The organism is Mucilaginibacter sp. 22184 (genome assembly GCF_052045695.1).
GTDB lineage: Bacteria > Bacteroidota > Bacteroidia > Sphingobacteriales > Sphingobacteriaceae > Mucilaginibacter.
Map to the genome: position 1 here is coordinate 213833 of NZ_JBQEPI010000001.1, position 14793 is coordinate 228625.

Genomic DNA, 14793 nt, shown 5'->3' on the forward strand with positions numbered 1-14793 from the left:
CAGCATAATCCTATCTCCTGATTCTTATCTCTTACTTCTAACTCCCCACCGGTTCCATCATTTTCAAAATGGCGTCAATGTATTCGCGGTTGTTGGCCAGGCGGGGTACTTTATGCTGACCACCCAATTTACCCTTTTCTTTCATCCAGTTGAAGAAAGTGCCTTCGGGGGCACGACGAACAATAGGTCGGCGCAGGGCCATATCTTTAAAACGCTTGGCATCATAATCGGAGTTGATGCGGCGCAGGGTTTCATCAAGCAGATCAACAAAGCGTTCAAATTCGGCGGGTTTCTTCTCAAACTCAATGATCCATTCGTGCGCGCCACAGTCGTTACCATTAAAATAAACCGGTGCCGCTGTGTATTCTTTGATGATGGCGCCGGTTTGGCGGCAGGCCTCTTCCAGGGCGCGCTCAGCATTGTCAATGATCACCTCTTCGCCAAAGGCGTTGATGTAATGTTTGGTACGCCCGGTTACCTGTATCCGGAAGGGCGACAACGACGAAAACCGGATAGTATCGCCGATCATATAACGCCACAAACCGGCGTTGGTAGTTATAATAAGCGCGTAGTTCTTATCGAGCTCTACCTCGTCGAGCGTAAGCGTTTTGGGGTGCTCATCGTGCAGGTTTTCCAGCGGCAAAAACTCGTAGAATATGCCATAATCCAGCATCAGCAGCATATCACCCGGCTCTTTAGTATCCTGAATGCCAAAGAAGCCCTCTGAGGCATTATAGTTCTCCAGGTAATACATATCATCACTCGGGATCAGCGTTTTAAACTGCTCGCGATATGGGGTAAAATTAACCGCCCCATGAAAGTACATCTCCAGGTTTGGCCATACTTCGAGCAGGTTTTTTTTGCCGGTAATTTCCAGTATACGTTTAAACAGCACCAGGTTCCAGGTAGGCACCCCGCTGATGCTGGTTACATTCACATCCTTGGTGGCCTGAGCTATCTTTTCAATTTTTTCTTCAAAGTTTTCCAGCAGGGCTATGTCCAGGTCGGGCGTGCGGTGAAACTCGGCCCAAAGGGGCAGGTTTTTCATAATCACGGCCGAAAGATCGCCAAATGAAGTATCGGCACTCAGCTGGCTCATCTGGTGACTGCCGCCCAATGTCAATATCTTCCCGGTGAACATGCGGGCATTGGGCTGGTTATTAAAATAAATGGTGAGCAGATCCTTACCGCCTTTAAAATGGCATTCTTCCAGCGCTTCCTCACTCACGGGGATAAACTTGCTCCTGTCGTTAGTAGTTCCCGATGACTTGGCAAACCAGCGGATCTCTGAGGGCCACAATACATTTTTTTCGCCCATAAGCATACGCTCGATATAAGGCTTAAGCGTATCATAGTTCTGTATGGGTACCCGTTCTTTAAACTGATTGAGGTTTTCGATACTTTTATACTGGTATTTGCGGCCCCATTCGGTGCTTTCGGCGCCCGATATTAGTTGTTCAAACCACTCCTCCTGCACCTCATTAGGGTACTTCATAAAAAGCTCTATCTGGTGGATACGCTTTTTCATGAACCAGGTAAATACGGAGTTAAAGATCGTCATAGATAGGGAGAATCAAGATATAAGAATCAAGAGTCAAGATAGGAAAAAAAATAAAACAATTTTAGAGGCAAGATAGTAAGAGTCAAGAATCAAGACGAGAAAAACTCTTACTAAGCGTATTATTATTTTCCTGATTCTTGGCTCTTGATTCCTGACTCTATCATTGAGGGAATACTTTTCTTTTCAAAACAAAATTTGCACCCAGATATACCTTACGTACCATTTCATTTTCGGCCAATACTTCCGGAACGCCCGATTCCAGTATCTTACCTTCAAAAAGCAGGTAAGCACGGTCGGTGATGGATAGGGTTTCCTGTACGTTGTGGTCGGTGATGAGGATACCTATGTTGCGGTGTTTTAACTTGGCTACCATCGACTGGATCTCTTCAACCGCAATCGGATCCACACCGGCAAAGGGTTCATCCAGTAAAATAAAGTTGGGCTCAGCAGCCAGGGCTCGGGCAATTTCGGTACGGCGGCGTTCACCGCCCGATAACAGGTCGCCCCTGTTTTTGCGCACCTTATGTAAACTGAACTCATCAATCAGTTCTTCCAGTTTATCGCGTTGGCGCTCCGTGGTCATTTTACCCATTTCCAGTACCGCCTTGATATTGTCTTCAACAGAAAGCTTCCGGAATACCGAGGCCTCCTGTGCCAGGTAACCGATACCCTTTTGTGCCCGGCGATACATGGGGTCCTGCGTGATATCCTGATCATCCAGGTGAATAACACCCTCGTTAGGTTTTATCAAACCCACGATCATATAAAACGATGTGGTTTTACCCGCACCATTAGGCCCTAGCAAACCTACAATTTCGCCCTGTGATACCTCAAACGATACATCGTTAACAACCGTGCGCTGCTTATATTTTTTTACTAAATGGTCTGCTCTTAATATCATGTTGTAAATTCAAAAGTCAAAAGTCAAAAGTCAAAAAACACGTTTCCAACTTAAGCTTCAACTTACATGTACACTCCAAAAGCCGATCAATTTTTGACTTTTGAATTTTTAATTTTGACTTAACTTAAACCCTTATTCCTTTTATATTCAATTGTATAGTACGTCTTTCGCGCCACACGTTTTCTTCAATGGTATAGCAAATATCAAATGGCACGCCCGGCTTTAACTGCGACAGATATTCGCCATGGTTAAAGGCGATACAATCAAAAGCGGCCGAATTTTCCTGCATCACCGACATTTTGATATGAGCCGAACCTACCAGTGCGGCATTGCCGTTAACATACACATTTTTACTGATAAAAACCGGCGCCATATTTTCGGGCCCGAACGGTGCAAACTGGTTCAGGATCCGGAAAAATTTGGGTTCTATCTGGCTTAAACGTAATTCGGCGTCAATTTGTATCTGCTGTATCAATTGTTCGGGCGATATGGTAGCGCTTACCACTTCTTCAAAGCGCGTTTTAAAAGCTTCCACGTTTTCGGGCTCCATAGTTAAGCCAGCTGCATATTTGTGGCCGCCAAATTGTATGAGCAGATCCTTACATTCGCACAGGGCCTCATAAAGATCATATCCCAATACCGACCGGGCCGAGCCTGCTACATGCCCGTTGGAGCGGGTAAGCACAATGGTTGGCCGGTAATATTTTTCGGTAAGGCGCGATGCTACAATACCGATTACCCCTTTATGCCAGTGTTCGTTAAAAACCACGGTTGATTTACGGCTGATCAGTTCTGCATCGCTATCGATCATATTTAAAGCCTCGCCGGTAATATCCACGTCGTGCCCTTTACGTTCGGCGTTATGGGTATTGATCATCATACCTTTCTCGCGGGCCAGTTTTTCGTCGCAGGCTATCAATAGTTCAACCGCGTGTTTGGCGTCATCTATCCGCCCGGCGGCATTAATACGGGGGCCCAGCAAAAACACCACATCTGATATGGTGAGGCTGCCTGTTCTGCCGGCAATCTCTACCAGGGTTTTCACACCCATGCACGGATCGGTATTGATCTTTTGCAAACCGAAATGGGCCAGTGTACGGTTTTCGCCGGTGATGTGTACAATATCGCAGGATATGCTGATAGCCACCAGGTCAAGATAACGGGCGACCTCTTCAAAGGGTATATCATGTGTTTCGGCATAAGCCTGTATCAGCTTAAAGCCAATACCGCAGCCCGAAAGTTCTTTATAAGGGTACTCGCAATCATTCCGCTTAGGATCAAGTATGGCTACGGCCGCAGGTAGTTCGGCACCCGGAAGGTGGTGATCACAGATAATGAAATCAACTCCCCGGGTATTAGCATACTCAATTTTATCAACCGATTTAATACCGCAGTCGAGCGCTATGATGAGGGTAAAACCATTATCGGCCGCATAATCAATGCCCTGGGTTGATATCCCATAACCTTCTTTATAACGATCGGGGATATAATACTCCAGGTTTTCGTAACGATCCTTAAAAAAGCTATATACCGTAGCAACGGCAGTGGTGCCATCCACATCATAATCACCAAACACCAGTATTTTTTCGCCGGCGGCTATGGCATCTTCAATACGTTCTATAGCTTTTTCCATATCCTTCATCAGGAATGGGTCATGCAGGTGCAGGATATCGGGCCTGAAAAAGTAACGGGCTTCATCAAATGTGCTTATACCCCTGTTAACCAGCAGGGTACTCAAAACGGCATCAATATTCAGGTCGGCAGCTAATTTTTTGACTACTTCATGATCAGCGTTATCCCTTACCGTCCAGCGTTTATTCATACATTTGCAAATAAAAACAGTAAAGATAACTATAGTTAGTATCAAGTAGCGAGTATCAGGTATCAAGATTTTTGAATACTTGAAAAAAGATTTTGTCGTGATACTTGATACTGGCTACTTGATACTATTTCACTATGGAAATTTTCGCGTTAGGTGAGGGCTCTTATTCGGTTGATGCTACCAAAAAATTTATTCCTTTTGACCCGCAAACCGACAATCCCAAAGATCGCCCCGCATCACTATTTATCCACGTTAACCCCTTCCTGATCAAAACCGACAATGACCTGATTGTGCTGGATACCGGGCTGGGTTTTAAAGATACACGCGATGAATTACTGCTGCACCAAAATATACGCAATGCAGGTTTTGACCCGGAGGATGTTACCCTGGTGTTGATGTCGCACCTGCATTATGACCACTCCGGTGGTTTGGTTGTAGAGCGGGCTGGCAAATTGGAGCCCAGCTTTCCGCAGGCAAAGCACGTGATACAACGCCAGGAATGGGAAACCGGTCTGGCGGGCAAATCCTCATCCTATCATAAAGAAATATTCGAGGCGCTCCGCGGAGTCAATATTGCTTTTGTGGAAGGCAGCGGCGAATTACAGCCCGGCATCAGGTATGAGCACTCGGGCGGGCACTGCCCTTATCACCAGGTTTTCTGGATTGAACTGGAAGGTAAAAAAGTGTTTTTTGGAGGTGATGAACTGCCTGAACCTGAGCAGCTGATCAGAAAGTTTATCGCTAAATATGATATGGATGGCCGTAAGGCGATGCAGTTACGCGAAGAGTATGGAAAAAAGGCAGCCGCTGAAGGATGGATCTGCCTGTTTTATCATGCTAAATCATTCGCTATAGGTAAGGTAACGCGTAATGATGAACATTTTAAAGTTGAGCCCGCTTAATTGTGGCTCCTTACTTCAAAAAGTTCTTTTATTTTTTCGACGTTGAGGGGTTTTGATATAAAATCTTTTACCAACGGATATGATTTTGCCTTATTGATATCATTACTAAACACTGATGACGAAATGATATAAATTTTGCTTTTACCTTGCGGGTCGATATTCAGGCGTTTATATTCGTCCAAAAATTCCCAACCGTTCATAATAGGCATGTTAATGTCCAGCAAAATATAATCGGGCATCTTTTCCGGATCTTTCCGTTGTATATCCGATAACTGCTCAATGGCAAACTTTCCGTTTAAACATGCCATGATCTCGGTATTAAGCAACGCTTTTTTTATTAATTTAATGGAGATGAAATTATTTATCTCATCATCATCAATTAATAATACACTCACAGGTTTATCATTAATGGTCATAAGGCATTTAAAATAGATGTGCTTTTTATAGATGTATTTATACGCTACGTGAAATTAAAAAGTTATATTCCTATAAGTTGTTAACGCCGGGATTGTTTTAACCGGGTGTATTAATAACCTCAAAGTGGTATGTTTATTTTATACCCACCCACTTTTCTCAGCAAAAACATCAGGCTAAAGTGTATCGGATTTTCCCAGTAAAGCTTTAGTAAATTTCTTCTCCAACAATAAAAATACTGTTAAAAAAGCTAAAAATCAAATATTTAAAGCTCCGGTATCGCATTTTAATTGCAAAAGAAAAGATTATTGGTGTATTGAAATTTTAAAATACATACAAATAATACCAGAAAAAAAATCAGTGAATGAAATGACCAATAAAAGAGTAAATGACTAAAAAGAAGAGAAACTATTATAAATGTGCAGATATGCAAATGTGCGGATGTGCAGATGATACAAAGATGTACAGATTATAGATATTGGGATATGTAAATGAGATTTCACGGGTATAAAAACTCCCTAATTCAGTCATTAATAAAAATGAGCAGATGGTTTTTAAACCACCTGCTCATTTTAATATTCAACAGCAGATTTCATTTGCACATCCGCACATCTGAAATCTGCACATCTATTTTTACTCAATCACACTTTCTTCAAAAGCGTAATCTTCCAGCGGTGGGCATGAACAGATCAGCGTCCGGTCGCCGTGGGTATCATTAACCCGGCCTACAGATGGCCAGAATTTATAAGCGGCCACATAAGGCAGCGGGAATGCCGCTTTCTGGCGGGTATAGCTATGCTCCCATTCGTTGCCGGTAATTACGGCAGCGGTATGCGGGGCATTTTTTAAAGGGTTATCGGCTTTATCCGATACACCTTCGGCTACATCAGCAATCTCATGACGGATGGCGATCATCGCGTCACAAAAACGATCCAACTCGTGCTTAGGCTCCGATTCAGTAGGCTCCACCATTACCGTACCCGCAACCGGGAACGATACGGTTGGCGCGTGGAAACCATAATCCATCAAACGCTTAGCGATATCAGTCACCTCAATACCAAACGATTTAAATGAGCGGCAATCCAATATCATTTCATGCGCGCAACGGCCATTGGCTCCAGTGTATAATACCGGGTAATGATCCTGCAGGCGTGCTTTGATATAGTTGGCGTTCAAAATAGCGTAACGTGTGGCATTGGTTAAACCATCGCCGCCCATCATCGCTATATAAGCATGTGATATGATCAGGATGGAAGCCGAACCCCATGGAGCTGCAGATACAGCATGGATAGATTTACCCCTGTCGATATCAACCACAGCATGTCCCGGTAAATAAGGAACCAGGTGTTTAGCCACACCGATAGGACCCATACCAGGGCCGCCGCCACCATGTGGTATACAGAAGGTTTTGTGCAGGTTAAGGTGGCAAACATCCGCACCGATATTGGCCGGACTTGTTAAGCCTACCTGCGCGTTCATGTTGGCGCCATCCATATAAACCTGGCCACCATTCTGGTGTATAATATCGCAGATCTCGATGATCGACTCTTCAAATACCCCGTGAGTAGATGGGTAAGTAACCATTAAGCAGGACAGTTCGTCTTTGTATCGCTCGGCACGGGCTTTCATATCAGCCACATCGATGTTACCGTTATCGTCGCATTTTACCACTACGATCTTCATACCAGCCATAGCTGCCGAGGCAGGGTTAGTACCGTGTGCTGATGATGGAATTAAAGCGATGTTACGGTGATGATCTCCACGGTCATGGTGATAAGCGCGAATAACCATTAAACCAGCGTATTCGCCCTGTGCTCCAGCGTTTGGCTGTAAGCTCATGGCGGCAAAACCGGTGATCTCGCTCAGCCAGTTGTTGATCTCATCAAACAGCTGCATATAACCGCCTACCTGGTCGGCAGGGGCAAATGGATGGATCTTGCTGAATTCGGCCCAGGTAACCGGCACCATCTCGGTGGTAGCGTTCAGTTTCATGGTACATGAACCCAAAGCGATCATGGAATGACAAAGCGAAAGATCTTTGGTTTCCAATGATTTGATATAACGCAGCATTTCATGCTCTGAATGGTGCGTGTTGAATATGGCATGGGTTAAGTAAGCCGACTGACGTTGCAGATCAGCTGGAATAACTGTTTGCAGGTTAGCTTTCAGCTCGTCGATATTCACATCGGTAAGCGATTTACCTTTTACTTTGGCAAAAAATCTAACCAGGGTTTTAACATCTTCAACAGAAGTAGTTTCATCAAGCGAAATGGTCACTACCGAACCGTTATAGCTCAGGTTCATTTCGTTATTTAACGCCTCTGAATGGATAGGACCAGCTAAATGAGCAACATCAAACTTCAGGGTATCAAAGTACGATTCGTTCAGTTGCTCGTAACCTAATTCGCCAAGAGCTTTCGCCAATAGCACGGTTAAGCCGTGGATACGTTCGGCAATTAATTTAACCCCTTGCGGACCATGATACACGGCATACATACCGGCCATAATAGCCAGCAAAGCCTGCGCTGTACAGATATTTGAAGTCGCTTTATCACGGCGGATATGCTGCTCGCGGGTTTGCAGCGCCATACGCAGCGCGTAATTACCGGCGCTATCAATAGTAACACCGATTATACGGCCCGGAATAGAGCGCTTATACTCTTCTTTAGTAGCAAAAAACGCGGCATGCGGACCACCAAAGCCCATTGGTACACCAAAACGTTGTGAAGAACCAACCACAATATCGGCACCCCATTCGCCCGGAGGGGTTAACAGCACCAGGCTCATGATATCGGCAACAACGGTTAGTTTAATACCTTTTTCATGTCCCTTAGCGGCAAAGTCGGCATAGTTATAAACCGCGCCGTTACCGGCAGGGTATTGTACAATAGCGCCGAACATTTTTTCGGTTAATTCAACCGTACGGTGATCACCTATTTGCAGTTCGATACCATAAGGTTCCGAACGTGTTTTTAAAATATCAATAGTTTGCGGGAACAGTTCCTCAGATACGAAGAACACATTGGCGTCGCTGTTTTTACGCAGACTGTACTGCATAAACATCGCTTCGGCAGCGGCAGTACCTTCGTCCAGCAACGAGGCATTGGCAATTTCCATTCCGGTAAGATCAACCACCATGGTCTGGAAGTTGAGCAGCGCCTGTAAACGGCCCTGGGCAATCTCGGCCTGGTATGGCGTGTACTGCGTGTACCATCCTGGGTTTTCCAGGATATTGCGCTGAATTACTCCGGGTACAATCACATCGTAATAACCTTTACCGATGTACGATTTGAAAACTTTGTTTTTAGAAGCGGTTTGCTTTAAAGTGTTCAGATAATCAAATTCGCTTTTGGCGGGTGGTAAATTAAGCGGTGCTTTCAAACGGATCCTGTCGGGCACGGTTTGCGCTATAAGCTCATCCAATGATTTTACCCCGATGGTTTTTAACATTTTAGCCGTATCGGCCTCATTTGGAGCAATATGTCTCGACTGAAACTTCTCCTGGTAGTCTGCGTTCAACATCATGAATCAAGTGTCCCTCTAAATTTACCGCAAAGGTACAGTTTTACAACATGAGTAACAATTGTCTAATATATTATTGACAAAGGGTTTACAGGGAGGGAGGGGGATTTCGGAATTTGGGATGTGGGATTTAGTTTCTTTTATCTGAACCTTGATTCATAGGATTATAAGATCACCTTGATTCATATCCACAAAAATCCTTTAATCCTATCATCAGGAAAATCAAGGTTCAGATCTCATTATTCAACATTCGATATTGCGTATTGGATATTCCTTCCAACCTAATATTAAGAATTCGGCCTATCTTTAGATAAGAATTGAATACCTACAGTAAACCATGATAACAATAAAAACACTAAAAGAATTTACTTTGGCCGACCAACATTCTTTTGGCTTTAGCGGTTATCATGCTCATGAGATATACCAGCTCAGCAGAACTCAGCATGAAAATGAGTTTACTATTAAATTAACCAGGGTAAAACTGGAGCAGCCTTATATTAAACGCTGGACTTATACCCAGGAGGACACAGATCATTACGCCGAATTAATTACCGAAAAACTTTCCCTGGGTGCTTTTGAAAACGACCGGCTGATTGGGGTTGCCATTGCCCAAAAACGCGCATGGAATAATTCGCTGTGGGTAGATTATATTGAAGTTGCTGATAGCCATAGAAAAATGGGCATTGGAACATTGCTGTTAAACAGAATGACACTTACAGCTACAGAACAAAAGATACGGCTTATAGAACTGGAAACACAAAGCACCAATACACCTGCAATTGATTTTTATCTTAAAAATGGATTTGAAATTTGCGGTGTCCACTCATTCCTGTATGATCCCGCATCTGTACCCGAGCAAGAAAAAGCGATATTATTGGGAAAGCTGATGGATGGATAACATGATTTCGGAACTCGGATGTTCGATTCGGATTTGAAATTTTCTCTGAACCTTGATTTTCCTGATTATTGGATTTAAGGATTTTCTGTAAATAGAATCAAGGCAATCTTGTAATCCTATAAATCAAGGTTCAGATAAATCCCACATCCGAAATCAAAATCAAAGATCCGTCTCGGCCGGGACCAGTTGCCGCAGGTATTGCTGGATGGTGTTTTCCAGGCCGTAATAAAGGGCATCGCTGATAAGCGCGTGGCCTATGCTTACTTCCTGCAAACCGGGAACATGCTCGGCAAAGTACCTCAGGTTGTGCAGATCAAGATCATGCCCGCCGTTGATACCCAGGCCCGCAGCCTGCGCCGCTTCGGCAGCTTCAATGTAGGGTGCTATAGCCAGTTCGCGGCCCTGGTGGTAATGCGTGGCATAGCCTTCGGTATATAGCTCAATACGGTCGGTACCGGTTTTGGCAGCGCCCTCTACCATTTTGGCTATCGGATCAACAAATATGGATACGCGGATACCGGCTTCCTTAAAAACCGCTATCATATCTTTTAAATAATGATAATTGGTGATGGTATCCCAGCCGTGGTTGGAGGTGATCTGTCCCAATACATCAGGTACCAGGGTCACCTGCTCGGGTTTGTTGGCCAGTACCAGGTCGATAAATTTTTGTTCCTGGCAGTTGCCCTCGATGTTGAACTCGGTGGTTACGATCTTTTTCAGTTCAAAAACATCGTTGTAGCGGATGTGCCTTTCATCGGGGCGGGGATGTACGGTGATGCCCTGGGCGCCAAAACGTTCACAATCTTTGGCTACTTGTATCAGGTCGGGGTTATTACCGCCGCGCGAGTTGCGCAGGGTAGCTATTTTGTTGATATTGACAGATAAGCGGGTCATGGTTCAAAGTTAATACATCATTTATACAATACTAAACCTAATCTTATTTACTAAGTTTTTATCTTTAAGTTATGAAACTTAAACCCATTATCACCGAAGTTATTATTCTAATTGTTATTTATATAGCAACATGGTTATTGGTTTCTATATTGACAGGCAATAACTTGGGGAGCAACGCCAGTTTGGATATTAATATGCATGATACCTATATTGTAATAGCACCGTTTTCTATTACTACGTCTTTTTTTCTAATGTTAGTTACTTTAATTTACATCGTTAAAGAAGGATTTAAAAACTACAAAAGAAATTTCCAGAACCTGATACTCATTACTACTACCTTTTTGTTTCTTGTAAAAATATATTTCCTATCCATATTTGTAAATAGTTTACTTCAACAGGGCTGGATTACCTCTCCACGACGCTTCTATAATTCTCCCAATGCAACACCAATACCTTACCCTAAATTTGGTCAATACGCCGATATCATTAAACACTTTAAGCAAATTACTCCTGCTATTTTTATAGTTTTTATGCTGATATTGGTAATAACCGCTATACTTACCGGCAAAAACTGGAATTCGAATAAAAATGAACAAACCCCTGCTTAAATACCTGCTCGCAATATTAATTTTAAGTGGTTTACAATACAAAGCCGCCGCGCAAGCCAACTATCGTAAAATAGAAAACTACAAACCTTTTTACGGCTGGGCGCATCATGCCCCGCAGGATTGGATGATACTGCGCCAGTTTGAAAACGAAGGCAAAACCTACTATCTGCTGGTAAACCCGCAAACCCTGGTCACCAAAATTGACGAGCCCAATTTTTACCAGGTAAAACCCATGACCATTACCGAGGCGCGCGACTTTTTCAAAAGCACACCTTACCAGAAAGCGCTGCGCAAAGCCGAAAAACAATCCGTAGCCCTGCAAGACGCGGGCATTGAAAGCGGTATCCCTAAAGAAACAGGTATCAGTTTAACCGCTGATCTTTGCCCTTCGCACCGCCCACTCGACCGACGGATTTTTACCGACATTTTTACGGAATTTCAGAAAGTAGAACGCCCGGCGCCCATCGCCCTCTCGGTTACCGGTGTGTGGATGCGCCAGCACCCGCAGGACCTGGAATGGCTCAAGCAAATGCAGGCCAAACGCGAGATCTATATCACCTGGATCAACCATTCTTTCAATCACCGGGTAAATGCCAAAGCCCCGCTCAAAGAAAACTTTTTGCTGGAACCCGGTACCGATATGAACTACGAGATACTGGAAACCGAAAAGGCCATGCTCAAAAACGGTTTGCTGCCGTCGGTATTTTTCAGGTTCCCGGGTTTGGTATCCGATCAGCAACTGGTGTATAAACTCACCGATTATGGCCTCATCCCCATTGGCACCGATGCCTGGCTGGCCAAAGGGCAGCAACCACAAGCCGGCAGTATTGTACTCATCCACGGCAATGGCAACGAACCCACCGGCGTAAATGATTTTATCAAACTATTGAAATCCGAAGCCGGCTCCATCGCCAAAAAACAATGGCTGCTGTATGATTTAAGGGAAAGTGTGGAGGAGGAATTTGAGGGGAGTAATTGAAAATTAGCCACACCGCCTATTTTAAAAAACGCGTCATTGCGAGGAGGAACAACGTGGCAATCCCCAATTGGCAGAGCGTCTCTATAAGTCGGGGATTGCCACGCTACGCAATGACGCCCGAACTTCATCCTCTTCGTTCAACAACGCAAAGCCCCGTCACCAAACCTTACCCCAATTTTCCGTACATTTATATCAACCAACAGCCCGGTCTCCTTTCATCAGGAAACCGGGCTGTTTGGTTTAAGAGAAAAACAGCTCAAAAACCGACTACTTGACATAGAGTTATTTGACAATCAATTATTTCTTACTTTTTAAAGTTTTAAAAACCCATCAAAAATTTGTTAAAAAGTGTTAAAATGGCGTTAAAATTTAGTTAAAATGGTCAAAAGCGAATCGTTTTCACCCTGTTTTTTACTAAAAAAGTGTTAAAATTTGAGGTTTAAAAAGTTTTTTAACAGCCTCCCTCCGGGTAATTCCGTCACCCGTTACTACATCTGTTTTATAAATATTAAATTAGCATCTGCCATCTATCTTACCTAAATAAAAACCTATGAAAATCAAATTCGCTCTGTTCTGCATTGCATGTATTTGGGCCCTGCCCGGATTTTGCCAAACCTATATTACAAATGTAACCCTGGTTGATGTTACTCAAAATAAACTGCTACCTGCACGAACGGTAACCATCACCGGCGATATCATTTCGGGTATCTACCCGGCAACCGTAAAAATTCCCGGAACCGCTACCGTGATCAATGGCGAAGGAAAATTCCTGATACCAGGATTGACCGACTCGCATGTGCATTTTTTCCAAAGCGGCGGCCTGTATGCCCGCCCAGATGCCCTCGCCCTGCAAAAATATACGCCCTATGATCAGGAAATAGCCTGGACTCACCAGCACATGGAAGATTTTCTGCGCCGCTATACCCGTGCCGGCATCACCACCGTTATTGATCCCGGAGCCAATTTTAGCTACCTGGCCCAGCGCGATACTTTCGCTAATAAAAGTTACGCCCCGGCTATCTACATGGCCGGACCATTGCTAACCACCTACGAGCCGGAAGTATACAAGAACTTAAAAAACGAGGAACCATTTAACCTGTTTACCAATGCTACCGAGGCCACTAATTTGCTGGAAGGCCAACTACCTCACCGGCCCGATTTTATCAAGATATGGTATATCGTACTGGGCAAAAACAAAGAGGAAGAAGCAAAAAAATACCAGCCTGCCGTAAAAGCCATTATTGACGAAGCACATAAAAATCACCTCCGGGTTGCTGTGCACGCTACCGAAAGATTAACAGCTCAGCTGGCCGTTGAGAGTGGCTGCGATTACCTGGTTCATGAGATAGAAGACGAAGTGGTATCTACCGATTTCATCAACCTGCTCAAGAAAAACAAAGTAGTGCTTTGCCCCACACTCATTGTGATGGATGGCTACTTCGGTACCTATGCGCAAAAAAAGGATTATTCTTATGCCGAGCTCACCCAGGCCAATCCTAAACAAATTGGCTCTATAAGCGATCTGAAACATTTAGGTGATACCGTTTTGACCGGTCGTTATAAAGCAGTGGGAATAGCCCGAGCAAAAGCCGCCGCGACAACCGATTCTATCCGGATGGTGAACCTCAAAAAAATGGCCGATGCAGGCGTCATCATCGCGGCCGGTACCGACGCGGGTAATATTGGCACCCAACATGCCTCTTCGCTTTTTACGGAGTTAAAGACTATGCAACAGGCAGGTATGAGCAACTGGCAGGTAATCCAGTCGGCTACGATCAACGGCGCCAAAGCTATTGGTAAAGACAAAGAATTTGGCAGTATAGAGAAAGGCAAAAAAGCCGATTTGGTATTATTGAACGGCAACCCTGCTGATCAACTGGACAACCTGCAGAAAATAAGCCTGGTGATCAACAAAGGTCATGTCATTTCGCCGGATACCTTGATCAAAGAAACCCCACTGGCCCTGGTGCAGCGCCAGTTAAACGCCTACAACGTGAGAAATGTTGATGCTTTTTTAGAGCCCTATGCTGATGATGTGGAGCTATATACCTTTCCGGATAAACTTATAGGAAAAGGGAAAGAAAACATGCGCAAACAATACTCTGCGTTTTTTGAACGTGTACCGGCCCTCCATTGCGAAATACAAAACCGGATTATAAAAGGGAACACCATAATTGATCACGAACGCGTAACTGGCTTTGGCAAAGGCAAACAACTGGATGCCATTGCCATTTATCATATTGAAAACAATAAGATAAAGAAGGTTTATTTTATAGAGTAATTGCGAGCTTG

General features: G+C 44.1%; 11 protein-coding genes. 5 read left to right on the top strand and 6 right to left on the bottom strand.

Annotated elements, in window-relative coordinates:
- Positions 1-37: 37 nt before the first annotated feature.
- From ACTJKG_RS00880 to recJ, 3 genes are all read right to left on the bottom strand, one after another.
- Complete coding sequence (locus ACTJKG_RS00880; protein ID WP_440738093.1) at positions 38-1561, bottom strand: GH3 auxin-responsive promoter family protein; 1524 nt, start codon at positions 1559-1561, stop codon at positions 38-40.
- 160 nt (positions 1562-1721) lie between these two features.
- Positions 1722-2462: an LPS export ABC transporter ATP-binding protein gene (gene lptB, locus ACTJKG_RS00885; RefSeq protein ID WP_172336132.1), complete on the bottom strand. Its 741-nt coding sequence runs from the start codon at positions 2460-2462 to the stop codon at positions 1722-1724.
- Positions 2463-2586: 124 nt separating this feature from the next.
- A complete protein-coding gene (recJ, locus tag ACTJKG_RS00890; RefSeq protein ID WP_440738094.1) occupies positions 2587-4284 on the bottom strand; it encodes a single-stranded-DNA-specific exonuclease RecJ in 1698 nt (565 codons plus the stop codon).
- A gap of 134 nt (positions 4285-4418) precedes the next feature.
- On the opposite strand from recJ, the gene ACTJKG_RS00895 reads away from it, so the two are divergent.
- Entirely contained in the window at positions 4419-5186 is a 768-nt protein-coding gene (locus ACTJKG_RS00895; protein ID WP_440738095.1) for an MBL fold metallo-hydrolase, read from the top strand.
- Here ACTJKG_RS00895 and ACTJKG_RS00900 read toward each other — a convergent pair.
- The gene (locus tag ACTJKG_RS00900; protein WP_440738096.1) at positions 5183-5581 is read right to left on the bottom strand and encodes a response regulator; all 399 of its coding nucleotides are present in this window, start codon (positions 5579-5581) and stop codon (positions 5183-5185) included. The genes ACTJKG_RS00895 and ACTJKG_RS00900 overlap by 4 nt on opposite strands.
- A gap of 652 nt (positions 5582-6233) precedes the next feature.
- Positions 6234-9125: an aminomethyl-transferring glycine dehydrogenase gene (gene gcvP / locus ACTJKG_RS00905; RefSeq protein ID WP_440738097.1), complete on the bottom strand. Its 2892-nt coding sequence runs from the start codon at positions 9123-9125 to the stop codon at positions 6234-6236.
- A gap of 334 nt (positions 9126-9459) precedes the next feature.
- Between gcvP and ACTJKG_RS00910 the strand changes: the two genes are divergently transcribed.
- Positions 9460-10020, top strand: a complete 561-nt coding sequence (locus tag ACTJKG_RS00910) for a GNAT family N-acetyltransferase (RefSeq protein ID WP_440738098.1) — start codon at positions 9460-9462, stop codon at positions 10018-10020.
- Positions 10021-10179: 159 nt separating this feature from the next.
- Here the strand turns inward: ACTJKG_RS00910 and ACTJKG_RS00915 are convergent, their stop codons facing one another.
- Positions 10180-10914 carry a pyridoxine 5'-phosphate synthase gene (locus tag ACTJKG_RS00915; RefSeq protein WP_172336126.1) on the bottom strand — a complete coding sequence of 245 codons (735 nt, stop codon included), beginning with the start codon at positions 10912-10914 and terminating at the stop codon, positions 10180-10182.
- 71 nt (positions 10915-10985) lie between these two features.
- On the opposite strand from ACTJKG_RS00915, the gene ACTJKG_RS00920 reads away from it, so the two are divergent.
- The 3 genes from ACTJKG_RS00920 (at position 10986) to ACTJKG_RS00930 (ending at position 14782) form a co-directional block, all read left to right on the top strand.
- Positions 10986-11522, top strand: coding sequence for a hypothetical protein (locus tag ACTJKG_RS00920; protein ID WP_172336125.1), 537 nt, complete (start codon positions 10986-10988; stop codon positions 11520-11522).
- The gene (locus ACTJKG_RS00925; RefSeq protein WP_440738099.1) at positions 11503-12501 is read left to right on the top strand and encodes a polysaccharide deacetylase family protein; all 999 of its coding nucleotides are present in this window, start codon (positions 11503-11505) and stop codon (positions 12499-12501) included. Before ACTJKG_RS00920 ends, ACTJKG_RS00925 begins: the two co-directional genes overlap by 20 nt.
- A 550-nt stretch (positions 12502-13051) precedes the next feature.
- Complete coding sequence (locus tag ACTJKG_RS00930) at positions 13052-14782, top strand: amidohydrolase family protein (protein ID WP_172336123.1); 1731 nt, start codon at positions 13052-13054, stop codon at positions 14780-14782.
- Positions 14783-14793 lie beyond the last annotated feature (11 nt).